At 67.9% G+C, this 23085-nt stretch carries 21 protein-coding genes; 15 read left to right on the forward strand and 6 right to left on the reverse strand.

From position 1 onward, the window contains the following. Nucleotide 1 precedes the first annotated feature (1 nt). From AC3WUT_RS06500 to AC3WUT_RS06545, 10 genes are all read left to right on the forward strand, one after another. Nucleotides 2-1168 (forward strand): acyl-CoA dehydrogenase family protein, encoded by a 1167-nt coding sequence (locus tag AC3WUT_RS06500; RefSeq protein ID WP_492346264.1) that lies wholly within the window; start codon nucleotides 2-4, stop codon nucleotides 1166-1168. Continuing rightward, a complete protein-coding gene (locus AC3WUT_RS06505) occupies nucleotides 1165-1638 on the forward strand; it encodes a PaaI family thioesterase (protein WP_492346265.1) in 474 nt (157 codons plus the stop codon). Before AC3WUT_RS06500 ends, AC3WUT_RS06505 begins: the two co-directional genes overlap by 4 nt. A 27-nt stretch (nucleotides 1639-1665) precedes the next feature. Further along, on the forward strand, nucleotides 1666-2646 hold the full coding sequence (locus tag AC3WUT_RS06510) for a Bug family tripartite tricarboxylate transporter substrate binding protein (protein WP_492346266.1): 981 nt from the start codon (nucleotides 1666-1668) through the stop codon (nucleotides 2644-2646). 6 nt (nucleotides 2647-2652) lie between these two features. Next, nucleotides 2653-4173 (forward strand): class I adenylate-forming enzyme family protein, encoded by a 1521-nt coding sequence (locus AC3WUT_RS06515; protein WP_492346267.1) that lies wholly within the window; start codon nucleotides 2653-2655, stop codon nucleotides 4171-4173. A 16-nt stretch (nucleotides 4174-4189) separates the two neighbouring features. Beyond that, complete coding sequence (locus AC3WUT_RS06520) at nucleotides 4190-5209, forward strand: tripartite tricarboxylate transporter substrate binding protein (RefSeq protein WP_492346268.1); 1020 nt, start codon at nucleotides 4190-4192, stop codon at nucleotides 5207-5209. A 74-nt stretch (nucleotides 5210-5283) separates the two neighbouring features. Continuing rightward, nucleotides 5284-6534 (forward strand): ABC transporter substrate-binding protein, encoded by a 1251-nt coding sequence (locus AC3WUT_RS06525; RefSeq protein WP_492346269.1) that lies wholly within the window; start codon nucleotides 5284-5286, stop codon nucleotides 6532-6534. Continuing rightward, nucleotides 6531-7661 (forward strand): zinc-dependent alcohol dehydrogenase family protein, encoded by a 1131-nt coding sequence (locus AC3WUT_RS06530; protein WP_492346270.1) that lies wholly within the window; start codon nucleotides 6531-6533, stop codon nucleotides 7659-7661. Before AC3WUT_RS06525 ends, AC3WUT_RS06530 begins: the two co-directional genes overlap by 4 nt. A 367-nt stretch (nucleotides 7662-8028) precedes the next feature. Then, entirely contained in the window at nucleotides 8029-8412 is a 384-nt protein-coding gene (locus AC3WUT_RS06535) for a hypothetical protein (protein WP_492346271.1), read from the forward strand. Next, nucleotides 8409-9485: a Fic family protein gene (locus AC3WUT_RS06540; RefSeq protein ID WP_492346272.1), complete on the forward strand. Its 1077-nt coding sequence runs from the start codon at nucleotides 8409-8411 to the stop codon at nucleotides 9483-9485. Before AC3WUT_RS06535 ends, AC3WUT_RS06540 begins: the two co-directional genes overlap by 4 nt. Before the next feature lie 158 nt (nucleotides 9486-9643). Continuing rightward, nucleotides 9644-10666: a tRNA dihydrouridine synthase gene (locus AC3WUT_RS06545; protein ID WP_492346273.1), complete on the forward strand. Its 1023-nt coding sequence runs from the start codon at nucleotides 9644-9646 to the stop codon at nucleotides 10664-10666. A gap of 16 nt (nucleotides 10667-10682) precedes the next feature. Here AC3WUT_RS06545 and AC3WUT_RS06550 read toward each other — a convergent pair whose 3' ends face one another. The 6 genes from AC3WUT_RS06550 to AC3WUT_RS06575 all read right to left on the reverse strand — a co-directional run bounded on the left by AC3WUT_RS06550 (nucleotide 10683) and on the right by AC3WUT_RS06575 (nucleotide 16415). Beyond that, nucleotides 10683-11408 carry an SOS response-associated peptidase gene (locus AC3WUT_RS06550; protein ID WP_492346274.1) on the reverse strand — a complete coding sequence of 242 codons (726 nt, stop codon included), beginning with the start codon at nucleotides 11406-11408 and terminating at the stop codon, nucleotides 10683-10685. A 42-nt stretch (nucleotides 11409-11450) separates the two neighbouring features. Then, nucleotides 11451-12806, reverse strand: coding sequence for a sensor histidine kinase (locus AC3WUT_RS06555; protein ID WP_492346275.1), 1356 nt, complete (start codon nucleotides 12804-12806; stop codon nucleotides 11451-11453). Further along, nucleotides 12799-13521, reverse strand: coding sequence for a response regulator transcription factor (locus AC3WUT_RS06560; RefSeq protein WP_492346276.1), 723 nt, complete (start codon nucleotides 13519-13521; stop codon nucleotides 12799-12801). The genes AC3WUT_RS06555 and AC3WUT_RS06560 overlap by 8 nt, the downstream gene beginning before the upstream one ends. A gap of 39 nt (nucleotides 13522-13560) precedes the next feature. Beyond that, the gene (locus AC3WUT_RS06565; protein ID WP_492346277.1) at nucleotides 13561-14055 is read right to left on the reverse strand and encodes a Spy/CpxP family protein refolding chaperone; all 495 of its coding nucleotides are present in this window, start codon (nucleotides 14053-14055) and stop codon (nucleotides 13561-13563) included. Between the two features lie 123 nt (nucleotides 14056-14178). Further along, the gene (locus AC3WUT_RS06570) at nucleotides 14179-15381 is read right to left on the reverse strand and encodes a multidrug effflux MFS transporter (RefSeq protein ID WP_492346278.1); all 1203 of its coding nucleotides are present in this window, start codon (nucleotides 15379-15381) and stop codon (nucleotides 14179-14181) included. Between the two features lie 140 nt (nucleotides 15382-15521). Then, nucleotides 15522-16415, reverse strand: coding sequence for a LysR family transcriptional regulator (locus AC3WUT_RS06575; protein ID WP_492346279.1), 894 nt, complete (start codon nucleotides 16413-16415; stop codon nucleotides 15522-15524). 142 nt (nucleotides 16416-16557) lie between these two features. Here AC3WUT_RS06575 and AC3WUT_RS06580 point away from each other — a divergent pair, with 142 nt between their 5' ends. From AC3WUT_RS06580 to AC3WUT_RS06600, 5 genes are all read left to right on the forward strand, one after another. Further along, nucleotides 16558-17445, forward strand: coding sequence for an HTD2 family dehydratase (locus AC3WUT_RS06580; protein WP_492346280.1), 888 nt, complete (start codon nucleotides 16558-16560; stop codon nucleotides 17443-17445). A 52-nt stretch (nucleotides 17446-17497) separates the two neighbouring features. After that, the gene (locus tag AC3WUT_RS06585; RefSeq protein WP_492346281.1) at nucleotides 17498-18661 is read left to right on the forward strand and encodes an acyl-CoA dehydrogenase family protein; all 1164 of its coding nucleotides are present in this window, start codon (nucleotides 17498-17500) and stop codon (nucleotides 18659-18661) included. A 781-nt stretch (nucleotides 18662-19442) separates the two neighbouring features. Beyond that, nucleotides 19443-20627, forward strand: a complete 1185-nt coding sequence (locus AC3WUT_RS06590) for a CaiB/BaiF CoA transferase family protein (RefSeq protein ID WP_492346282.1) — start codon at nucleotides 19443-19445, stop codon at nucleotides 20625-20627. A gap of 43 nt (nucleotides 20628-20670) precedes the next feature. After that, entirely contained in the window at nucleotides 20671-22074 is a 1404-nt protein-coding gene (locus tag AC3WUT_RS06595; RefSeq protein ID WP_492346283.1) for an MmgE/PrpD family protein, read from the forward strand. Next, complete coding sequence (locus AC3WUT_RS06600; RefSeq protein WP_492346284.1) at nucleotides 22071-22946, forward strand: HpcH/HpaI aldolase/citrate lyase family protein; 876 nt, start codon at nucleotides 22071-22073, stop codon at nucleotides 22944-22946. The genes AC3WUT_RS06595 and AC3WUT_RS06600 overlap by 4 nt, the downstream gene beginning before the upstream one ends. Nucleotides 22947-23085 lie beyond the last annotated feature (139 nt).

Consider the following 23085-nt stretch of genomic DNA (forward strand, 5'->3'; position numbering starts at 1 on the left):
CATGATCCGAGACCCCCAAACCTTCCAGGCCCTGCTCGATTCCGTCACCCGCTTCACCCGTGAGCGCCTGGTGCCGGCCGAGAACGAAGTGGCCGAAACCGATGCCATCCCCCCTGCCATCGTGCAAGAGATGCGCGAGATGGGCCTGTTCGGCCTGACCATCCCCGAGGCCTATGGCGGCCTGGAGCTGACCATGGAGGAAGAGGTGCGCGTGCTCTTCGAGCTGTGCCAGACCTCGCCGGCCTTCCGGTCGGTGATCGGCACCACCGTGGGCATCGGTTCGCAGGGCATCCTGATGGATGGCACGCCCGAGCAGCAGGCCGAGTACCTGCCGCGCCTGGCCACCGGCGAGCTGATGGCCTCGTTCGCGCTGACCGAGCCCGATGCCGGCAGCGATGCCGCCTCGCTGCGCACCACCGCGATCAAAGGGGTAGACAGCGAAGGCGAGCACTACCTCGTCAACGGCAGCAAGCGCTACATCACCAATGCCCCGCAGGCCGGCATCTTCACGCTGATGGCGCGCACCAACCCGGCCGACAAGGGCGCGGGCGGGGTGTCGGCCTTCATCGTCGATGCCCACTCGCCGGGCATCAGCCTGGGCCGGATCGACCGCAAGATGGGCCAGAAGGGCGCCCACACCTGCGATGTGATCTTTGACAACGTGCGCGTGCCGGCCCGCCAGTTGATCGGTGGGGTGGAGGGGCGGGGCTTCAAGACCGCCATGAAAGTGCTCGACAAGGGCCGCATCCACCTGGCGGCCGTGTGCGTGGGCGTGGCCCGGCGCATCCTGGCCGATGCCCTGCGCTACGCGGTCGAGCGCCAGCAGTTCGGCCAGCCGATCGCCGAGTTTCAATTGGTGCAGGCCATGCTGGCCGATAGCCAGACCGAGCTGTACGCCGCCGAGTGCATGGTGATCGACGCGGCGCGACGCCGTGACGAAGGCCGCAACGTGTCCACCGAGGCTGCCTGCTGCAAATTGTTTGCCAGCGAGATGTGTGGCCGCGTGGCCGATCGTGCGGTGCAGATCCTGGGCGGGGCCGGTTACCTGGCCGAGTACGGCATCGAGCGCTTCTACCGCGACGTGCGCCTGTTCCGCCTGTACGAGGGCACCAGCCAGATCCAGCAGATCGTGATCGCCCGCAACATGGTGCGCGAGGCCCGCGCATGAAGTCCGGGCTGGCTGAGCGCTCTGGCCCGGGCGACACCGGCCCGCAGCCCGGCAGCCCCGAGGCGGCCATCGACATCGCCACCGACACCCGCGCGTTGTTCGCCCGGGTGGCGTTCAACCACCTGCTGGGCCTGCAGCGCGAGTTCGCCGAGGGTGGGGTGGCCCGGCTGTCGCTTGATCTGCGCCCCGAGCTGACCAACAACTTCGGGGTGGTGCATGGCGGCGTGCTGATGTCGCTGATGGACAGCGCCATGTCGAGTGCAGCGCTATCGGCCACGGGCTTTCAGAAGGCGGTGGTCACGATCGACATGAGCACCAGCTTTCACCGCCCCGGGCGTGGCCGCCTGCTGGCCCACGCCACTTGCCAAGGCGGGGGGCGCTCGGTGTGCTTCTGCGAGGCCCGGGTGGAAGACGCCAGCGGCCAGGTGGTGGCCCGCGCCATGGGCACCTTCCGCTACGTGCGGGTCTGAATTCAAGAAATACAACGGAGACAAGACATGCCGACATTCTTCTCAAGGTCGCGGCGCTGGCTGCTGGCGCTGGGCAGCCTGAGCCCCCTGTTGCTGAGCACGCCAGTGCAGGCACAGGGCGGTGGGCAGCCCATCCGCCTGGTGGTGGGCTATGCGGCGGGCGGCCCGGTGGACGCCACGGCGCGGCTGTTCGCGCCCGCGCTGTCCAAAGAGCTGGGCCAGCCCGTGGTGGTAGAAAACCGCCCCGGCGCCGCCGGCAGCATGGGCGGCGATGCCGTGGCCAAGGCGGCCCCGAACGGGCTGCTGCTGTACTTTGGCGCCAGCCCCACGCTGACCATCAGCCCGCACATCCTCAAGTCCATGCCCTTTGACGTGAGCAAGGACCTGACGGCCATCGCACCCCTGGTGAGCTACACCAACGTGCTGGTGATCAACAAGGACCAGCCCTTCAAGACCTTGCCCGAACTGGTGGCCTACGCCCGGGCCCATCCGGGCAAGCTGGCTTATGGTTCGGCCGGCATGGGGGCGTCGAACCACCTCAGCGGCGAGCTGTTCGCCCTGCGCGCCGGCATCAAGCTGACCCACGTGCCCTACAAGGGCAATGCGCCCGCCATGACCGATGTGATCGGGGGCCAGCTCAGCATGATGTTCGACATCATCGGCAGCGCCCGCAACTACATCAGCACCCAGCGCGTGCGGCCGCTGGCCGTCACTTCGCGCGAGCGCAATCCCTCGCTGCCCGAGGTGCCCACCATGGTCGAGTCGGGCATCGCCGACTACGACGTGGGTGGCTGGTACGGCCTCTACGGCCCGGCCCGCATGGCGCCCGAGCTGGTGACCCGCCTCAATGAGGCCACCCGCCGGGCCCTGGCCCAGGACGAGCTCAAGGCCAAGCTGATCGAGCAGGGCTACGACCTGTGGACCGGCAACCCGCAGCTGCTGGCCGAGCGTGCGGCCCGCGATCTGGCCCTGTGGGGCACGGTGGCCAAGGGCATCCAGGTGGAATGAGTGGCCATGACGACACCCTCTCGACTTCATCACCTGTTTGACCAACGCCTGGCGGCCACGCCTGAGGCGGTGTTCCTGCACCTGCCCGACCACACGCTGAGCTATGCCCAACTGGGCACGATGGTGGACACCCTGCAGGCCGAGTTGCTGGCCCAGGGCGTACAGCCCGGCGACCGCGTGCTGGCGGTCGCCGAGAACTGCCCCGAGCACGTGGCCCTGGTGCTGGCCTGCAGCCGCGTGGGCGCCTGGTCCTGCGGCGTCAACGCCCGCATGGCGCGCGGCGAGATCGAGGCTTTTGTGGCCAAGGCCGATCCGCGGCTGGTCTACTTCACCCGCGAGGTGGGCAGCGCCGCCCGCGAGCACGGCGAGCACCTGGGCGCCCAGCCCTCGGCCCTGGCGGGCCTGAGCCGCACGCCCCGGCGCGACCAGGCCACCCCCGAACCGGCTCCGCTGGCCGAGCAGGTGGCGGCCATCATCTTCACCTCGGGCACCACCGGGGCGCCCAAGGGCGTGCTGGTGTCGCATGCCGGGCTGTTGCAGTTTGCCCGCGTGTCGGCCGAGTCGCGGGCCTTGACGCCGGCGGATCGTTCGTACGCCTGTGTGCCCATGACCCACATCTTCGGTCTGGGCACGGTGCTGGCGGCTTCGCTGCATGCGGGTGCCGCCCTGGTCATGCGCAGCCGCTTTGATCCGGCCGATGCCTTGCAGGCGCTGGCCTTGCACCAGGTGTCCAACCTGCAGGGCCCGCCGGCCCTGTTCACGCGGCTGCTCGCCTACCTCGACGAGCAGGGCCTGGTGGGCATGCCCCCATCGCCCGCGCTGCGCTATGTCTACACCGGGGCCGCACCGCTGGACCTGCCGCTGAAGAACGCGGTGCAGGACCGCTTTGGCCAGCCGCTGCACCACGGCTATGGCCTGTCGGAGTACGCGGGGGCGGCCTGCCTGGTGCGCCGAGGCCAGTGGCGCGAAGACACCGCCGCCGGCGTGCCGGTGGAAGGGGCCGAGTGCCGCATCGTGGACGACGCCGGGCGCGAGCTGCCGGCGGGCGAGACCGGCGAGATCTGGTTGCGCGGCGTGGGCCTGATGCCGGGTTATTTTCGCGACCCGGGGGCCACCGCCCAGGTGATGCGCGAGGGCGGCTGGTACGCCACCGGCGACCTGGGTCGCATCGGGCCTGACGGTGCGCTGCATGTGGTGGGGCGGCTCAAGGAGATGATCATCCGCTCGGGCTTCAATGTGTACCCGGGCGAGGTCGAGAACGTGCTCAACCAGCACCCCAGCGTGCAGCGCTCGGCCGTGGTGGGCCGCAAAGAGGCCGACGGCAACGAGACCGTGCTGGCCTTTGTCGAGACCGTGGGCGGGCAGCCCCTGAGCGAGGCCGACCACGCCAGCCTGCTGGCCTTGATCCGGGACCAGCTGGCCCCCTACAAGCGCCCCGCCAGCATCACCGCCATCGAGGCCTTGCCGATGACGCACAGCGGCAAGGTGCTCAAGCGCGCCCTGCTGGACCAACCCGCCCCCGTCTGAACCCCAGGAGAATGCCATGTTCACCACCCTGCTTGAGCGCTCCACCGACCGCATCGCCCGCATCTCCCGCATCGACCGCCGCCAATGGCTGGCCACGGCCCTGGCGGGGCTGACGCTACCGGCCTGGGCGCAAGCCCCGGCCTACCCGGCCCGCCCGGTGAAATTCATCGTGCCCTTTCCGGCCGGTGGCCCGGTGGACATCACAGGCCGGGCCCTGGCCCAGAAGCTGGCCGAACTCTGGGGCCAGCCCGCCGTGGTGGACAACCGCGCCGGCGCCGGTGGCATGGTGGGCGCCGAGCTGGCGGCCCGCGCTCCGGCCGACGGGCACAACCTGTTCGTCTGCAGCATCCACCACACCGTGCTGCCGGCGCTGAACCCCCGCATGAGCTACGACATCGAGCGCGACTTTGCCGCGGTCAGCTTTGCGGCGCGATTTCCGGTGGTGCTGGTGGTGCACCCCAGCCTGCCGGCCAAGAGCGTGGCCGAGCTGATTGCCCTCGACAAGGCCCGCCCCGGCACCCTGGCCTTTGCCTCGGCCGGCAATGGCGGCGGCACCCACCTGGCGGGCGAGCTGTTCAACATGCTGGCCGGTACCAAGCTGCAGCACGTTCCCTACAAGGGCAGTGCCCCCGCCATGACCGACCTGCTGGGCAACCAGGTGCCCATCATGTTCAGCGATGCCCCCACCGCGTTGCCCCAGATCCGTGCCGGCAAGGTGCGCGCCCTGGCCGTGGCCAGCGTGCAGCGCTCCAGCCTGTTGCCCGATTTGCCCACCGTGGCCGAGACCGGTCTGCCGGGTTACGAGGCCTATTCCTGGGCCGGCGTGCTGACCCCGGCCGCCACCCCGCGCGAGCTGGTCACCCGCCTGAGTGCCGACATCGGTCGCGCCCTGGCCCAGCCCGAGGTGCGCCAGCGCCTGCAGGACGCCGGCGCCGAGCCCGCCCCCGGCAGCCCCGAGGCCTTCGCCCAGCTGCTGCACGCCGAGCGCCTGAAGTGGGCCCAGGTGGTGAAGGCCGCGAACATCCGCATGGATTGAAGTTGACGTGATCCAGGGCCCCGCAGAGGGCCTTTTTGTTGTGCACAACGCTGAAACCAAGAAGGAGACAAACCATGAACCCCTGTGTGAAAGCCCGCTGTTTGCGACGGCGCGCGCCGATCTGGCTGGCCTTGGCCGCCGCCTTGTGCGGTGCCGGCCTGAGCGCCCCCGCAGCAGCGCAGAAGCTGTCGGACGACAAGGTGCGCATCGGCGTGCTGTCCGACATGTCGGGCCTGTATGCCGATACTGCCGGCAAGGGCTCGCTGGAGGCGGCCCGCATGGCAGTCGAAGACTTTGGTGGCCAGGTGCTGGGCAAGCCCATCGAGGTGATCGGTGGCGACCACCAGAACAAGGCCGACATCGGTGCCTCGCTGGCCCGGGCCTGGTACGACCGCGAGGGGGTTGATGCCATCGTCGATGTGAACAACTCGGCCGTGGCCGTGGCGGTGGGCAACCTGGCCCGCGAGCGCAACAAGATGCTGTTGCTGACCGGCACGGCCTCGGTGGCCATGACCAACGAGAACTGCGGCCCCACCAGCATCCACTATGTGTACGACACCTATGCCCTGGTCAACGGGGCGGCGCAGGGCATGCTGGCCAAGGGGGCCCGCAGCTGGTTTGTGATCGGCACCGACTACGCCTTTGGCAAAGCCATGGCAGGCAACATCACCGAGTTTGTGACGGCCAGCGGCGGCAAGGTGGTGGGCAGCGTGTTCCATCCGCTCAATGCCAGCGATTTCTCGTCGTTCGTGCTGCAGGCCCAGGCCTCCAAGGCCGACGCCATTGCCCTGGCCAATGCCACCAGTGACACGGTCAACGCCATCAAGGCCACGCGCGAATTCGGCCTGAGCAAAAGCCAGGCCGTGGTGCCCTTGTTGATGTTCATCAACGATGTGCATTCGCTGGGTTTGAAAGAAGCCCAGGACATGACCTTTGCCACCGGCTTCTACTGGGACCGCACACCCGAGACCCGGGCCTGGTCGCGGCGCTATTTCGAGCGCATGAAGAAGATGCCCTCGATGATCCAGGCCGGCACCTACTCGGCCGTGACCAGCTACCTCAAGGCCATCCAGGCCGCTGGCGGCGATGAAGGCCTGAGCGTGGCTCGCAAGATGCAGGCCCTGCCCATCAACGACTTCTTTGCCCAGGGCGGTCGGGTGCGCGTCGATGGCCGCATGGTGCACGACATGTACCTGGTGCAAGTCAAGAAGCCGGCCGAATCCCAGATGCCCTGGGATTACTACAAGGTGCTGGCCACCCTCCCGGGCGAGCAGGCCTTCCAGCCGCTGTCCAAGTCCAAGTGCTCTCTGGTGAAGAACCCATGAAAACCCGTGCTGCTGTCCTCACGCGCATCGGCGCGCCGGCCCCTTATGTCGAAAGCCGTCCCCTGGAAGTCACTGAGGTCGACCTGGCCCCGCCCGGCCCGGGCGAAGTGCTGGTGCGCGTGGTGGCCGCCGGCCTGTGCCACTCTGACCTGTCCATCATCAACGGGGACCGCCCGCGCCGCACCCCCATCGTGTTGGGGCACGAGGCCGCTGGCGTGGTCGAGGCCCTGGGCGAGGGCGTGACCGACCTGGTGCCCGGTGACCACGTGATCCTGGTCTTTGTGCCCAGTTGCGGCCACTGTGCTCCCTGTTCGGAGGGGCGCCCCGTGCTGTGCGAGCCCGCGGGCGCCGCCAATGTGGCGGGCACGCTGCTGGGCGGCGAGCGCCGCCTGTCCTGGCAAGGCCAGCCCATGGACCACTTTGTGGGCGTGTCGGCCTTTGCCCAGCATGCGGTGCTGTCGCGCCGCGGCGTGCAGAAGATCGACCGCGAACTGCCGCTGGAGATCGCGGCCCTGTTCGGCTGTGCCGTCATGACCGGGGTGGGCGCGGTGGTCAACACCTCGCAGGTGCGCCCCGGCCAGAGCGTGGCCGTGATCGGCCTGGGCGGCGTGGGCCTGTCGGCCGTGATGGGCGCCCTGGCCGCCGGCGCAGGCCGGGTGGTGGCCGTGGACTTGGCCGACGACAAACTGGCCTTTGCCCGCCGCCTGGGCGCCACCGACGTCGTCAATGCCGGCGCCGACAACGCGGTGGAGCAACTGCGCGAGCTGACCGGCGGCGGCGTGGACCACGCCCTGGAGATGGTGGGCTCGGCTCGTGCCCTCGAGTTGGCTTACCGCGTGACCCGCCGCGGCGGCACCACCGTGACCGTCGGCCTGCCCGCGTCCAGCCAGAACCTCAGCACCCCCGTGTGGCACCTGGTGGCCGAAGAGCGCACCCTCAAAGGCAGCTACCTGGGCAGTTGCGTGCCCCGGCGCGACATCGGCCGCTTCGTGGCCCTGTACCGCCAGGGCAAACTCCCGGTCGACCAGTTGCTCACCGGCCGCCTCAGCCTGGACCAGATCAACCTGGGCTTCGACCGCCTGGCCCGGGGCGAGGCGATCCGGCAGGTGATCATGATGGAAGGGTGAGGGCAGGGGGGGCTTGGTCGAAGCCGCTGTGTGCCATGAAATCAAACGTCGTCAAACGCAGTGCGAATTCGCTCGTCCTGCGGTGGCTGCGATCGATGGCACGGTGACCGCGGGCTTTCAGGAGATCACCACCATGTTCACCGAACATCGTTCCTCCCTCGAATCCCTGGCCGCTTACGCCCTGTTGCCATCATTCCGGGGGGGCCGTTGACACATCGGCGTCCATCGCGGAGCACCAGGCCCAGTCGACGGGCCTGCAGATCGAGCTCGGCAGCGCAAGGGCCCATCGGCTTGAGTTGGGCGTTCTGGACTTTGGCGGGCTGCGAGCTTTCCCCTTGGGCTTTTCAGCGGGGCGAGACCTAGGGTGTTGAAACTGCGCCAAAATCGCGCCACGTCCTCTCCCAGCCCGCTCACCCCTGCCGCCAATCGCAATGCCAAGGCAGATGCTTTGCTGCAAAGCATTCTGGCAGCGCCGCATGGCCTCGGTCTGGCCGATTTGCTGGTGTTGCATCCGCAATGGGCTCGGCGCTCGGCGCAGCGCGTTCTGAACAGCTGGCTTGCCCAGGGGCGCATTGCTGCTCAGGGCCAGGGGCGCGCTCGCCGTTACGGGGCGGGGCCTTCTGAAGGCCGGGGGGCGCTGATGGGGTTGGCAGGCCCTGACGGGGCCGTTGGCGAGCGCTTTTTGCGCGGCCTGGCACTGTCCGCAGACAGCCGCGATGTACGGGCCTATGTCGACCAGCCGCTTGAGTGACGCCGGCCGGTGGGCTACCAGCGCGATTTCCTGGAGTCGTACCAGCCCAACAAGAGTTGGTATTTGTCGGATTCGTTGTGTCGGATTCGTTGCGCCGTCAGTTGCATCAGATGGGGCGCACCTGGGCCGTTGCGGCCCCCGCCGGCACTTGCAGCCGCGCTATTTTGAATCGCTTGTTGATTGATCTGTCCTGGGCATCCAGCCACCTGGAGGGCAATACCTATTCCAGGTTGGATACCCGGGACTTGATCGAGCGTGGCAAGGTGGCCCAAGGCAAGGCGGCCATCGAGACGCAGATGATCCTGAATCACAAAACGGCGATCGAGATGCTGGTGAACAACGCTGACCAAGCGGCTTTGGATCGCTATACCTTGATGAACCTGCACAGTGCTCTGGCTGAAAATCTGTTGCCGAACCCAGCGGATGAAGGGCGCCTGCGCCGTCATGCGGTGGACATCAGTCAGAGCGTGTACCGCCCCCTGTCGACGCCGCAACTCATTGACGAAATGCTCGACACCCTGCTGCACAAGGTGAACCAGATCGGTGACTCGTTCGAGCAGTCGTTTTTTCTGATGGTGCATTTGCCTTACCTTCAGCCCTTCGCCGACATCAACAAGCGCACATCACGCCTGGCAGCCAACCTGCCTTTGTTTCGGGCCAATCTTTGTCCCTTGACCTTTCTGGATGTGCCTGAACAGGCCTACAGCTGCGCGATGCTGGGCGTGTACGAAATGACCCGGATCGAATTGCTGCGTGATCTTTATGTATGGGTGTACGAGCGTTTCTGCCACGAATACCTGGCACTCAGGCAGGAACTGGCTGAACCTGACCCTCTGCGCTTGTCCTGGCGGGATTTCATCCGACAGATCCTCCGTGAGGTGGTGCAGAACCCAGACGAAGACCCCCTCAAAAGCATCCGAAAGGCGACTGCCCAGGCTGTTCCTGAGCCTGAGCGTGACAACGTGCAGGCCTTGCTGATTGAAGAGCTGAGACGCCTGCATGTGGGCGTGCTCGCTCGTTACGGCTTGCGACCTTCCGAATTCAACACTTGGCGGGCCGCACACCCAGACTGAAGCGGGGCTTTGGGCGAGTGCCGGGCCTCTGATCCGAAGTCGGCGAAAATCCCCCACCTTCCAGGCTTGGTCATTGATCGGCCTGGCCGCTGGAGCGGCGCTCTCTTCAGCGGCACGATCCCTTCCATCTTGTTCTTTTCTCTCTTCTCGTTTTTGCCATGGCTATTCTTCTGGCGCCCATGGAGGGCCTGCTCGATTGCGTGTTGCGCGATGTGCTGACCCGCGTGGGTGGGGTGGATCTGTGCGTGTCCGAGTTCATCCGGGTGACGGGCACGCTGCTGCCTGAGCGGGCTTTCCGGCGCATCGTGCCCGAGCTGGACAACGGCGGGCGCACGGCGGCGGGGGTGGCGGTGCGGGCGCAGTTGATGGGGTCGGATCCACAGTGCCTGGCCGAGAACGCGGCGCGGCTGGCGGGGCTGGGACCGGCGGGGATCGACCTGAATTTTGGCTGCCCGGCCAAGGTGGTGAACCGGCATGGCGGCGGGGCGGCGCTGCTGCAAGACCCGGAGCTGCTGCACCGCATCGTGTCGGCGGTGCGACGCGCGGTGCCGGCCGAGGTGCCGGTGTCGGCCAAGATGCGCCTGGGTTTTGACGACGACCAGGCGGCCGAGGACTGTGCCCGGGCGATTGCCGATGGCGGTGCCAACCAGTTGGTGGTGCATGGCCGCACCCGGGCCCAGGGCTACAAGCCGCCAGCGTATTGGGCGCGCATTGCCGATGTGCGCCGCGTGGTCAATATCCCGGTGGTGGCCAATGGCGAGATCTGGACGGTGGCCGATGCGCAGCGCTGCCGCGCCGAATCGGGCTGCCAGGATTTGATGCTGGGCCGGGGCATGGTGTCTGACCCCGGGCTGGCCTGGGACATCCTGGCGGCGGATGGCGCAACTGGGCAGGGCGAGGCCCCGCAGTGGGCCGATCTGCAGCCGCTGTTCCACCTGTTCTGGGCCCGTGTCAAGCTGCGGGTGGAGTCGCGCAACCGGGCGGGGCGGCTCAAGCAGTGGCTCAATTACCTGCGCCGGCGCTACCCCGAGGCCGAGCAGGCCTACCAGGGGCTGCGTTTGATCAATGATTCGCGCCTGGTCGAGGCCTGGATGGCCGAGCACCTGGCCGCCCCCCCTGAGCTGGTGCAGGCAGAACCGATGGCTGAGGGCGAGTTGATGGCCGAGGCCTGCCTGGGATAAGCCCAGGGCTGGGCGCTTATCGGGCTTTTTTGCCTTCGACCGGGTTGGCCAGCAGCGACTGGGCGGGGTAGGCGCGCATGAAATCGCGCGCCTTCTCGGGCGTGGTGTTGAGCCAGGCGTCGTAAGAGCCCTCGTTGAGGATCAGGGGCATGCGTTTTTCGGTGCCGTCGTGCTGGTAGCGCCGCATCAGCGCGTGGCTGTTGGCGTTCACGGTGAGCAGGGTGAAGCTGATGATCTCTTCGCCTTCGGCACCGGTCCAGCGCTCCCACAGGCCGGCCACGCCCAGGGGCTTGCCATCCACCCGGGCGATGCGGGTGGGCACGGGCTTGCCGCTGCGCAGATCGTCTTCAAAGAACGCCATCATGGGCACGATGCAGCGTTGCGAGGCCAGCCAGGCATCGCGAAACGGGGTGGAGGTGGTGAGGGTTTCTGAGCGTGCATTGACCAGCTTGACCGAGCGCAGCTTGGCGTCCGAAGCCGATTTGACCCAGGCCGGCACCAGGCCGAACTGGCCGACGGCGAGTTCGCGGCCTGCGAGGGGGGCGGGACATGTGGCGGGGTCGGCGGCAGGATCGGCGACGGGGGCGGTCACGGCCTCGGACGGCATGCCGTCCGCTTTGCGGATGAAGGCGGCCAGCCGGCGCGGCACGATGTCGTTGCCGGGCAGGGGATCGGGGGCCGCGACGCGGAAGGCGTCGCTGTAAAGGCTGTCCTGGGTCAGGCTCTGGTAGTGGGTGGGCATGCTGCGATGCTAACCGCGGCCCGTGGCCCGCGATCCGTGCCTTCAGATCCGCTGCGGCAACGTCACACGCACTTCCAGCCCGGGGCCGGCATTGCGCACCTGCCACTCGCCACCGTGCGCCAGCGCTACCAGCCGGCACAGGTACAGGCCCAGGCCCACGCCGCCGCTGCTGCGCTCGCGGGCCGCATCGGGGCGGTAAAAGGGTTCGGCCAGGTGGGGCAGCACCTCGTCGGGCACGCCGGGGCCGAAGTCGCGCACGCTCAGTATCCAGTGGGGCCCGTCGGCCATCAGGGTGATCACGGGGGGGCGGGGCGCCTGGGTGCTGTGGCGCAGGGCGTTGTCCAGCAGATTGCGCACCAGCAGGCGCAGGCGGCTGGGGTCCAGGCTCAGCGGGGGCATGTGGGCCGGCAGTTGTCGCTCGACGGCGCCGGCGCCCTCCAACTGGCCCAGCACCTCGTCGATGAGCGCAGGCAGGTTGGTGGGCTCCAGGTGCAGGGCGGCATGGCCCTGGCCCAGGCGTTCGCTTTCCAGCAGATCGCTGATCAGGTCGCGCATCAGGGCCAGGTCGCGGGTCAGGGCCTCGCGCAGGGGCTGGGCCTCGCCGCTGTCGGGCAGCAGCTCGGTGTTCAGGCGGGCCCGGGTCAGGGGGCTGCGCAGTTCGTGGCTGATGGCCAGCAACAGGCTGCGCTTGGCCTCCAGCATGCCGTGCAGGCTGTGTGCCATGGCGTTCACATCGGCCGCCAGGGCCGCCAGCTCGCGGTGGCCCCGCTGCGCAATGGGCCGGGCGAAGTCGCCCTGGCCGAAGCGTCGGGCGCCGGCGCGGATGTCGTCCAGCGGGCGCAGCAGGCGCCGCAGGTAGAGGTAGGTGCCGGCCGTCAGCAGCAGCAGCACCCCCAGCGTGAACCAGCCGATGCGACGGGGCTGGTACTGGCCGCGGTTCAGGTTCAGCCCGATCTCGATGTGGTGTCCGTCAGCGGTGTCGCGTTGCAGCAGGGGGGCGTCACCATCGCTTTCGGTGCTTGAGGGGCGCCGGCGCCATCCGTGTTCGGCATGGGGTGCCGGGTCGGAGACCCAATTCACCTGCGGTCCGCTGATGCGCAGCGTGATGGGCAGTCGGCGCACCAGGGCCTGGGCCTTGTCCACCTCGGGCGGGCTGCCCAGGTCGGCCACCAAGTGGTCCACGTAGTCCACCACCAGGGGGCGGGCCGCGTCGCGCCAGCCCAGGCTCATGGCGCGCTGCATGCCGCCGATGAAGGTCAGGGTCAGGGCCACGGCCAGCACCAGGAACAGCACGATCAGGCGCAGGCGCAATGAATGCCGCCACGAGTGCCGCAGCGCGTGGTGGGCGCGGTGCAGCCTGTGCAACTGATGCCGACGGTGGGGGCGGGTCTCAGGCATGGCTGGCCGGGGCATGGGGAATCAGCGGGGCCAGCCCCAGGGAGTAGCCCGCGTTGCGCACGGTCTTGATGCAGTCCAGCGGCTCCAGCTTTTTGCGCAGCCGGCTCACCACGATGTCGACCGCGCGGGTGTACAGCTCGGCCTCGTGGCCGCGCAGCTGGTTGAGGATGTCGTCCCGGCTGAAGACCTTGCCGGGCTCGCGCGCCAACAGGTGCAGCAGGTCGAACTCGGTGCTGGTCAGGTCCAGGGCCTGGCCGCTGCGCTGCACCTGGCGGGTCACGGGGTCGACCATCAGGCCATCAAACTGCAGGGGGCCGCCAGGGGCAGGATGGGCTGGGCGGGCCGGCTGGCGCCGGCGCAGCACGGTCTGCACCCGGGCCACCAGTTCGCGCGGCTCGAAGGGCTTGGGCAGGTAGTCGTCGGCACCCAGCTCCAGGCCCACCACGCGGTCCATCACGTCACCACGGGCGGTCAGCATCAGGATGGGCAGGTCGCTGGTCTTGCGGATCTCTCGGCACAGGGCAAAGCCGTCCATCTCGGGCAGCATGACGTCGAGGATGGCGGCGTCATAGCCCCCCACCGGCGGGTGGGCCAGGCGGGCCAGGCCCTCGCTGGGGCGCAAGGCCTGCTCCAGTTGCAATTCGAAGCGGGCAAAGTACGCCGCCAGGGGCGGCCCCAGGCCGGTGTCGTCGTCGATCAGCAGGATGCGTGGCATGGTGCGGATTGTGGCCGATGCGAGATCGTGAACAGATTCTCAACCGCCCCAGCGGTGGCCGTGGCGCTTCTGCATGAAGTCGCGCACCTTCTGTTGCTGCTCGGGGCGCAGGCTGTCGTAGAAATCACCGAAGGCGGCAATCACCTCGGGGCTCTGGTTGCGCACGATGTCGGTCTTGTCGTTGACCAAGGCCTGGGCGCGGCTGCGGTCAAATTTGTTGCCGGCCACCAGGGCCTGCAGTTCGGTGCGCGGGTCGACGCTGTTGCCCATCAGGGCCTTGCGCTGGGCGTGCAGCTTGTCGCCCAGGGCGCTCAACAGCTGTTTCTGGGGGGCATCCAGATCGAGCTTGCTGGCGATGCGCTCGACCATCTTGCCGCGAAACTGGGCGGCATCGGTCTCGCTCATGGGCCCCATGCCCATGCGGGGGCCGTCGCCCATGTGGCCGCAGGCACTGAGGCTGCCGGCCAGCAAGGTGGCGCCCAGGGCACCGAACAGAACACGTTTGTTGAGGAAGCGGAGGCGGATGAATCGCATGGCAGGCCTTTTCAAGGACAGAGGTTGAAGAACATGTCCTGAATGGTGCCTTCGGGGCTCGACCGGGTCCTGTCGCTGCGGTTTCGGTTTGTTTCGTTTTATGTCAACGCCGGGGGTATCGGCTCAGCGGGCGATCGAGGTCCGGTCCCGCTGGCCCGCCAGCGTGACCAGCGAAAACGCCAGCGCCATCAGGGCCGAGCCCGCGATGCCCGCCACCATGGGGCGGGCCGTGCCGTCGACAAACAGGCCCACCACGGCCATCACCGTGGCGCCGGCCACGAACTGCAGGGTGCCCATCAGGGCCGAGGCGGTGCCGGCCAGGGCGCCGTGTTCCTCCAGGGCCAGCACGGCGGTGGTGGGCACCACCAGGCCCAGAAAGCCGTAGCCCAGCAGCAGCATGGCAATCATCAGGGCCAGGCTGTCAAAGCCCAGCAGGTTCAGGCCCAGCAAGGCGGCCATGGTCAGGGCATAGCCCAGCACCGCCACACGCACCAAAGGCACCAGCCCGAAGCGCCGGGTGAGCTGACCGGTGAACTGCGAGACACCGATGAATGAGGCCGCGTTCACGGCAAAGGCGATGCTGTACTGGCGCGGGCTCAGGCCGTAGTGGTCGATCAGCACGAAGGACGAGTTGGCCAGGTAGGCAAAAAAGCTCGAAATGCCAAAGGCTCCGATCATCACCAGGCCCATGAAGTGGCGGTCGCGCAGCAACAGGCCATAGGCGCGCAGGGCACCGCCCACGCTGCTGTCGGCGCGTTGCTCGGGCAGCCGGGTTTCAGGCAGGCTGCTGGCCAGCAAGCCCAGGCCGGCCAGGGCGGCCACCGTCACGGCCCAGAACACGCCGCGCCAGCCGGCCCATTCGATGATCAGGCTGCCGCTCAGGGGCGCCAGGATGGGTGACACGCTGAACACCAGCATCAGCAGCGACATCAGCCGGGCGGCATCGTGGCCGGTGTGCAGGTCGCGCACCACGGCACGTGGCACCACCATGCCGGCACAGGCACCCAGGCCCTGCACAAAGCGCAGGGCAATCAGGCTGTGGATGTCGGGGGCGAGCGCGCAGCCCACGCTGCCCAGCGCAAACAGGGCCAGGCCAAAGTACAGCGGTGGCTTGCGCCCCACCATGTCGGACACCGGGCCATAAATGATCTGGCCGATGCCCAGCGAGATGAAGAAGGCCATCAGGCTGGCCTGCACCGCACCCATCGAGGCGCCCAGGCTTTGGCCGATGGAGGGCAGGGCCGGCAGGTACATGTCGATGGCGAAAGGCCCGATCGCCGAAAGCAGACCGAGCACCAGCGCGGTCTTGAAAAAGTTGGATTTCATGGAGAAGGCGCAGGCCCGGTCGGCAGGTTGCGGCTACCGTTCATGCGCTGATGGAGAAAAGGAGCGCCAGCATAGCCAATGCGACCACGGGGTGCCGATGAATTGGGGGTTAACCCTTGGCTGGGCTGGAAATCGACCGTTCAACCCTTGTAATGCGCCACCAGTGTGTCTACCAAGGCTTGGGCGTAGGGGGGCAGGGCGGTCTGGTCGCGCACCAGCACATAGCGTTCGCGCACGGCCCAGGCGTCGGTCAGCTCAATCAGGGCCAGTTTCATGGTCTGCTGGTTGCGCCGCGCCGCGCTCACCGGCACCACCCCGATGCCCACGCCGGCTCCGATCATGCGGCACATGGCGTCAAAACTGGCCAGTTGGATGCGCAGGCGCAGCGGCTTGCCCAGGCGCTCGGTCACCTGGGCCAGAAAAGCCTGGATGGTGCTGCCGCGCTGCATGCCCACGGCGTCTTCGTCGAGGGTTTCTGCAAAGGCGATGCTTTTGCGCCGTGCAAAACGGTGTCCGCGTGCCGTCACCAGCACCAGGCGGTCGGTGCTGAAATGGATGGCCTGTAGCCCCAGGGTGTCGATCTGCCCGGCCACGATGCCCAGATCGGCCCGCCCGTCGAGCACGCCGCGGGCAATCTCAGCATTCGGTTTTTCCTGAAGGTCCACGTTGATGCGCGGGTTGGCGGCCAGAAACGGCGGCAGGATCTCGGGCATGAAGTCGGTCACCGCCGTGGTGTTGGCCAACACCCGCAGGTGGCCGCGCAGGCCGCCTGTGTATTCCTGCAGGTCCAGGCGCAGTTGCTCGGTCTGGCGCAGCACGCCGCGGGCGTGGTGCAAGAAGGCCTCGCCGGCCGGTGTCAGGCGAACGCCCCGGGCTTCGCGGTAGAACAGGGGCAGGCCGGCATGCGCTTCCAGCGCCTTGATGCGGGCACTGGCCGCCGCCAGCGACAGGTGCTGTGTGGCGGCGGCACGGGTCAGGTTGAGCGCCTCGGCCGTCTGCACGTAAAGGCGCAGGTCGGTCAGGTCGAACTGCATGACCGCATGCTAGCCCAAACGGCGCTGTCGGGCGCCAGCCTCAGGCAAAACCGAAGGCTTGGTCTTGAAATCAATGATTGCGCGTGCGCCTGGCTGGGCCGACGATGCGGGCTGTCTGTTTCATCCTTCCAGCCACCGATCCATGAGCGAACACCCTCTCCGCAACGTCGACGCCAGCCTGCTGGCCCACCTGCAGACCTGGCAGGGTCGCACCGAAACCCTGCACGACAGCCTGAGCGCCGCGCCCGTCAGCGGTCTGTCGGCCACGCTGGACCGCGACGACCCGGCGCCGCAGCCCGGCACGCCCCTGCCGCCGCTGTGGCACTGGCTTTATTTTCTGCCCCAGGTGCGGCAAAGCGGGCTGGGGCCGGATGGTCACCCTGAGCGCGGCGGCTTTCTGCCCCCGGTGCCCTTGCCACGGCGCATGTGGGCCGGTGGCCGGCTTCGTTGGGAAGAGGGCAACCCCCTGCAGGTGGGGCAGGCGGTGCGGCGCGTGTCGCGCATCGAGTCGGTCACGCACAAGGCCGGCCGCACCGGCGATCTGGTGTTTGTGCTGGTCAAGCACGAAGTGCACAACGACCTGGGTCTGGCCCTGACCGAAGAACATGACATTGTCTACCGCGCCGCCGCCCAGCCCGGTGACCCGGTACCGGCCCCGGTGGCGGCCGAAACCGGCGCCCCCTGGCAGCGCGAGATCGTGCCCGACGATGTGCTGCTGTTCCGCTACTCGGCGCTCACCTTCAACGGCCACCGCATCCATTACGACCGTCGCTACGTGACCGGGGTGGAAGGCTACCCGGGCCTGATCGTGCATGGCCCGCTGATCGCCACCTTGCTGGTCGATCTGGTGCGTCGCCAGCAGCCTGGGGCCCGTTTCAAGCGTTTCGCCTTCAAGGCCGTGCGCCCCACCTTCGACCTGAACCCCTTTGCCGTCAATGGCCGGCCTGAGGCCGATGGCAAGACCGTGCGCCTGTGGGCCAACGACCACGAGGGCTGGCTGACCCTACAGGCCACGGCCGAATTGTTCTGAGCCGCGTCACGCCACGCCACGCCTGCCCGACACCCTTCCAACAAGAGACACCATGATCAAGCAAGCCCCCGACCAGTACCAGGAAATCCGTGACGCAGTGCGCGCCCTGTGCGCTGAGTTCCCTGACGAATACCACCGCCAGATCGACCACGATCGCGCCTACCCCGAAGCCTTTGTCGATGCCCTGACGAAGGCCGGCTGGTTGGCCGCTCTGATCCCGGCCGAGTATGGCGGCTCGGGCCTGGGTCTGGCCGAGGCCTCGGTGATCATGGAAGAGATCAACCGAAGCGGCGGCAACTCGGGCGCGTGCCACGGCCAGATGTACAACATGGGCACGCTGCTGCGCCATGGCTCGAAGGCGCAGAAAGAGCTGTACCTGCCCAAGATCGCCAGCGGCGAGTGGCGCCTGCAGTCGATGGGGGTGACCGAGCCCACCACGGGCACCGACACCACCAAGATCAAGACCTCGGCCGTCAAGAAGGGCGACCGTTATGTGGTCAACGGTCAGAAGGTCTGGATCAGCCGGGTGCAGCACAGCGAGTGGATGATTCTGCTGGCCCGCACCACGCCGCTGGCCGAGGTGAGCAAGAAGAGCGAGGGCATGTCGATCTTCATGGTCGACCTGCGCGAGGCCGAGAAAAAAGGCATGACCGTGCGGCCGATCCAGAACATGGTCAACCACGAGACCAATGAGCTGTTCTTCGACAACCTGGAGATCCCGGCCGAGAACCTGATCGGCGAAGAAGGCAAGGGCTTCAAGTACATCCTCGATGGCCTCAATGCCGAGCGCACGCTGATTGCGGCCGAATGCATCGGCGACGGCTACTGGTTCCTCGACCGCGTGACGAAGTACGTCAGCGAGCGCGTGGTCTTCGGCCGCCCCATCGGTCAGAACCAGGGCGTGCAGTTTCCGATTGCCGACGCCTACATCGAGGTGGAAGCGGCCAACCTGATGCGCTACAAGGCCTGCGAGCTGTTCGACGCCAACCTGCCCTGTGGCGCGCAGGCCAACATGGCCAAATATTTGGCGGCCAAGGCCAGTTGGGAGGCTGCCAATGCCTGCATCCAGTTCCATGGGGGCTTTGGCTTTGCCCACGAGTACGACGTGGAGCGCAAGTTTCGGGAGACGCGGCTGTATCAGGTGGCGCCGATTTCGACGAATTTGATTTATTCGTATGTGGCGGAGCATTTGCTCGGGTTACCGAGGTCGTTCTGAGTTTTGTTCTTGGAACTGCTCATGCTTCTGCTACTTGTTGTAGGTCGGAGGCCGGGATTGCGCCCCGGCGGGCGCCTCACTTTTTTTGCTTCGCCAAAGAAAGTAAGCAAAGAAAGGCGACCCGACGTGCACGCCCTGCTGCGCAGGGTCCGCTGCGCTGCTCAACTTGGGCGGGGTCTCGCTAAACTCGCTGCGCTCAAACAGACGCGAGCCCTTATCCGCCCAAGTCTGCGCTGCTCGCCGTGCCCGACGGGAGGTGGGGATCGGGAACCGACGGCTGCTGCTGCGCAGCGGCGCCGCTTTGTTTCAATCAGAAGGCGCGGCTGCTTCGCAGCGCGGGTGCGCACTGGCGCTCTGCCCTACACAACCAACACCGATACACCAGCGCCGCTGGATGCCCAGGCGCGACTGATTTCGTCAGTGCCTTCGCAAGCTCGCCCGCATCCGATCCCGACTTTCCCGTGGGGCAGGGCCGAGCAGCGCAGTGACAGGGGGATCAGGCCCCGCGTCTGTTTGAGCGCAGCGAGTTTAGCGGGGACCCCCCTGGCGCGAGCAGCGCAGGGAACCACGAAGTGGCCCTGACTTCGGGTCGCCTTTCTTTGCTTACTTTCTTTGGCGAAGCAAAGAAAGTGAGGCGGCCGCCGGGCCGCAACCCCGGCCTCCGCCCTGAAACAAAGAGCAGAACCACCAGAGCGCAGCGGCGAAACATCGCCACGGCGCAAGGGACAAGGCAAACGTCCCATTTGTACCACCAGCGCCCCATCACCCAGTGAGTCACACCATGACCCAACGCCCCCTCGACGGCATCACCGTCATCTCCCTAGAACACGCCATCGCAGCTCCCTTCTGCACGCGCCAACTCGCCGACCTGGGTGCCCGCGTCATCAAGATCGAGCGCCCCGGCGCGGGCGACTTTGCCCGGGCCTATGACCAGCGGGTCAACGGCGAGGCCTCGCACTTCGTGTGGGTCAACCGCTCCAAGGAAAGCCTCACCCTGGACCTCAAGCAGCCCGAGGCCTTGCAAGTGCTGCAAGAGCTGCTGAAAGACGCCGACGTGCTGGTGCAGAACCTGGCCCCGGGTGCGGCGGCGCGCATGGGGCTGGGCTACGACAGCCTGAAAGACAGCCACCCGCGCCTGATCGTGTGCGACATCTCCGGCTACGGCGAGGACGGGCCCTACCGCGACAAGAAGGCCTATGACCTGCTGATCCAGAGCGAGGCCGGCTTTCTGTCGGTCACCGGCACGCCGGACGACCCCTGCAAGGCCGGCAACTCGGTGGCCGACATTGCTGCTGGCATGTATGCCTACAGCAGCGTGCTGGCGGCCTTGTTGCAGCGTGGCCGCACGGGGCAGGGGGGGCACATCGATGTGTCCATGCTCGAAGCCCTGGGCGAGTGGATGGGTTACCCCATGTACTACGCCTACCAGGGCGCCATGCCGCCACCCCGCAGCGCTGCTGCCCACGCCACCATCTACCCGTATGGGCCCTTCAAGGCCGGCGATGGCGGCACCGTGATGCTGGGCCTGCAGAACGAGCGCGAGTGGAAGGTGTTTTGCGCCGTGGTGCTGCGCGATGCCGCGCTGGCCACGGACCCGCGCTTTGACAGCAATGCCCGCCGCAACGAGCACCGCGAAGCCCTCAAGGCCCTCATCCTGACGGCCTTCGGGGCCCTCAGCAGCGCCGAGGTACTGGCCCGGCTGGACGAGGCCCAGATCGCCAACGCCCGCATGAACGACATGGCTGGCCTGTGGGCCCACCCGCAGCTGCAGGCGCGCGAGCGCTGGCGCGACGTGGACTCGCCTGCGGGCACCATCCCGGCCCTGCTGCCGCCCGGGCGCCACAGCAGCTTTGACTACCGCATGGAGGCCGTGCCCGCCGTGGGCCAGCACACCGAGGCAATCCTGCACAGCCTGGGTCGCAGCGAGGCCGACGTTGCGGCGCTGCGCGCGCGCGGCGCAATCTGAACCGCCACACAACGAAACCAGAACATTCCGGAGACAAGACAACATGACATCCCTCACCCCCACCGCCGCCTTGGCTCAATTCGCCGCCGGCCTGCGCTACGACGACATTCCCGATACCGTGGTGCGCAAGACGGAAGACCTGCTGGTCGACTGGTTCGGCTCGGCGGTGGCCGGCCATGGCTCGCGTCCGGTCGAAAGCATCACCCGCTTTGCGGGGCAGATGGGCTGGGCTGGTGGTACGGGGGGGGCGGGCTCGCCCAGGCTGGGACAGGGCGGGGCCGAGGTGCTGATCAAGCGGCAACTGAACAGCCCCTACCTGGCCGCGATGGCCAATGCCGCCGCCTCTCATGTGGCTGAGCAGGACGATGTGCACAACGGTTCGGTGTTCCACCCCGCCACGGTGGTGTTTCCGCCGGCCGTGGCCGTGGCCCAGGCCCTGGGGCGCAGCGGGCGCGATCTGCTGGCGGCCTCGGTGGTGGGCTACGAGGTGGGCATCCGCGTGGGTGAGTTTTTGGGGCGTTCGCATTACCGCGTGTTCCACACCACGGGCACGGCCGGTACCCTGGCGGCGGCGGCTGCCGTGGGCCACCTGCTGGAATTGGACGCGCAGCAGATGCAGCACGCCTTCGGCTCGGCCGGCACCCAGTCGGCCGGTCTGTGGGAGTTTCTGCGCACCGCGGCCGACTCCAAGCAGCTGCACACCGCGCATGCGGCGGCGGCGGGCCTGATGTCGGCCTACCTGGCCAAGGATGGCTTCACCGGTGCGGCCGACATCTTTGACGGCCCCCAGGGCATGGCCGCCGGCATGTCCAGCGACGCCGACCCGGCACGCCTGGTCGATGGCCTGGGCGCGCGCTGGGTCACCGCCGAGACCTCGTTCAAATACCACGCCAGTTGCCGCCACACCCATCCGGCCGCCGATGCACTGCTGCTGGTGATGCGCGAGCATGCGCTGAAGCCCGAAGACCTGGCCGCCGTGCAGACCCATGTGCACCAAGGTGCGATCGACGTGCTGGGCCCGGTGGTGTCGCCCAGCACGGTGCATCAGAGCAAGTTCTCGATGGGCACGGTGCTGGCCTTGGTGGCCCAGTTCGGGCATGCGGGGCTGGCCGAGTTTGATGAGCACTTTCTCAGCGAGACGACACGCCAGCTGCGCGATCGCGTCAGCATGAGCCTGGACGCCGAGGTCGATGGCGCCTATCCACGCCGCTGGATCGGCAAGGTCACGGTGCACACCACCGACGGGCGGGTGTTCCAGGGCCGGGTGGATGAGCCCAAGGGTGACCCTGGCAACACTTTGAGCCGTGACGAGATCACGGCCAAGGCCCTGCGCCTGGCCGCCTTCAGCGGCGGGGCCCAGGCCGCAGAGATGGCCCAGGCGGTCGAGCACCTGTGGCAGGTCGGCCAATGGCCGGTGGTGGGCCGGTTGCTGCCGGGGTGCGCATGAGCATGGCCCCCCAGGTGCGCCCGCTGCACGAGGCGCGCAGCTTTCTGTTTGTGCCTGGCGACCGCCCCGAGCGGCTGGCCAAGGCCCTGGCCAGTGCGGCCGACGCCGTGATCCTGGACCTGGAAGACGCCGTCGCCCCGGCTGCCAAACCGGCCGCCCGGGCGGCCCTGGCCCAGTGCTGGCCCGGCCTGGGGCCGGCCGAGCGGCAGCGCCTGCTGGTGCGGGTGAACGCCGTGCCCACGCCCTGGCATGGCGACGATCTGGCCTTGCTTGAAGCCCTGCCTGGCTTGGCCGGCGTGATGTTGGCCAAGGCCGAGAGTGCCGCCCAATTGCAGGCGCTGGCCCGCCGCCTGCCAGGCCTGCCCCTGCTGCCCCTGATCGAAAGTGCCCAGGGGCTGTTGCAGTTGCAGGCCCTTGCGGAGGCGCCCCAGGTGCTGCGCCTGGTGCTGGGCCACATCGACCTGCAGGCCGACCTGGGCGTGGCCTGCGGGCCGGACGAGGCCGAGCTGCTGCCTGCCCGCTGGCAATTGGTGCTGGCCTCGCGCGGTGCAGGCCGGGTGGCGCCGATCGATGGCGTGACCGTGGCGCTGGATGAGCCCGAGCAGACCTTGAACGACGCCCGCCGTGCCCGTCGCCTGGGCTTTGGCGCCAAGCTGTGCATTCACCCCAGCCAGATTGCGGCCGTGCACCAGGGCCTGGCGCCCAGCGTGGCGGAGTGCGACTGGGCGCGCCGTGTGTTGGCGGCTGCCGAGGCCGCAGGCGATGCCTTGGGGGCGGGTGCCCTGCGGGTGGATGGCCGCATGGTCGACGCCCCGGTGCTGGCGCTGGCGCGGCGCTGGCTGGGCCTGGAGCATCGCCCAGGCGGGCCCTGAAACCTTCGCGCGCCCCGGGGTTAGGCCTAGTGCCGCTCGGCCACGAGGCGGCGCACCATGTGTTCAGAACGAGAACGACATCACAGGGAGAGCGCCTGGCACTGCGGTGTGAGAGCAGTGAAGCAAAGGGCGGGCGCAG

The organism is Curvibacter sp. EU05-FHT14A10, assembly GCF_058791075.1.

Excerpts from the sequence above, each read along its gene's own strand:
- AC3WUT_RS06500 (WP_492346264.1), top strand. The coding sequence starts at position 2 with ATGATCCGAGACCCCCAAACCTTCCAGGCCCTGCTCGATTCCGTCACC.
- AC3WUT_RS06505 (WP_492346265.1), top strand. The coding sequence starts at position 1,165 with ATGAAGTCCGGGCTGGCTGAGCGCTCTGGCCCGGGCGACACCGGCCCG.
- AC3WUT_RS06510 (WP_492346266.1), top strand. The coding sequence starts at position 1,666 with ATGCCGACATTCTTCTCAAGGTCGCGGCGCTGGCTGCTGGCGCTGGGC.
- AC3WUT_RS06515 (WP_492346267.1), top strand. The coding sequence starts at position 2,653 with ATGACGACACCCTCTCGACTTCATCACCTGTTTGACCAACGCCTGGCG.
- AC3WUT_RS06520 (WP_492346268.1), top strand. The coding sequence starts at position 4,190 with ATGTTCACCACCCTGCTTGAGCGCTCCACCGACCGCATCGCCCGCATC.
- AC3WUT_RS06525 (WP_492346269.1), top strand. The coding sequence starts at position 5,284 with ATGAACCCCTGTGTGAAAGCCCGCTGTTTGCGACGGCGCGCGCCGATC.
- AC3WUT_RS06530 (WP_492346270.1), top strand. The coding sequence starts at position 6,531 with ATGAAAACCCGTGCTGCTGTCCTCACGCGCATCGGCGCGCCGGCCCCT.
- AC3WUT_RS06545 (WP_492346273.1), top strand. The coding sequence starts at position 9,644 with ATGGCTATTCTTCTGGCGCCCATGGAGGGCCTGCTCGATTGCGTGTTG.
- AC3WUT_RS06550 (WP_492346274.1), bottom strand. The coding sequence starts at position 11,408 with ATGCCCACCCACTACCAGAGCCTGACCCAGGACAGCCTTTACAGCGAC.
- AC3WUT_RS06555 (WP_492346275.1), bottom strand. The coding sequence starts at position 12,806 with ATGCCTGAGACCCGCCCCCACCGTCGGCATCAGTTGCACAGGCTGCAC.
- AC3WUT_RS06560 (WP_492346276.1), bottom strand. The coding sequence starts at position 13,521 with ATGCCACGCATCCTGCTGATCGACGACGACACCGGCCTGGGGCCGCCC.
- AC3WUT_RS06565 (WP_492346277.1), bottom strand. The coding sequence starts at position 14,055 with ATGCGATTCATCCGCCTCCGCTTCCTCAACAAACGTGTTCTGTTCGGT.
- AC3WUT_RS06570 (WP_492346278.1), bottom strand. The coding sequence starts at position 15,381 with ATGAAATCCAACTTTTTCAAGACCGCGCTGGTGCTCGGTCTGCTTTCG.
- AC3WUT_RS06575 (WP_492346279.1), bottom strand. The coding sequence starts at position 16,415 with ATGCAGTTCGACCTGACCGACCTGCGCCTTTACGTGCAGACGGCCGAG.
- AC3WUT_RS06580 (WP_492346280.1), top strand. The coding sequence starts at position 16,558 with ATGAGCGAACACCCTCTCCGCAACGTCGACGCCAGCCTGCTGGCCCAC.
- AC3WUT_RS06585 (WP_492346281.1), top strand. The coding sequence starts at position 17,498 with ATGATCAAGCAAGCCCCCGACCAGTACCAGGAAATCCGTGACGCAGTG.
- AC3WUT_RS06590 (WP_492346282.1), top strand. The coding sequence starts at position 19,443 with ATGACCCAACGCCCCCTCGACGGCATCACCGTCATCTCCCTAGAACAC.
- AC3WUT_RS06595 (WP_492346283.1), top strand. The coding sequence starts at position 20,671 with ATGACATCCCTCACCCCCACCGCCGCCTTGGCTCAATTCGCCGCCGGC.
- AC3WUT_RS06600 (WP_492346284.1), top strand. The coding sequence starts at position 22,071 with ATGAGCATGGCCCCCCAGGTGCGCCCGCTGCACGAGGCGCGCAGCTTT.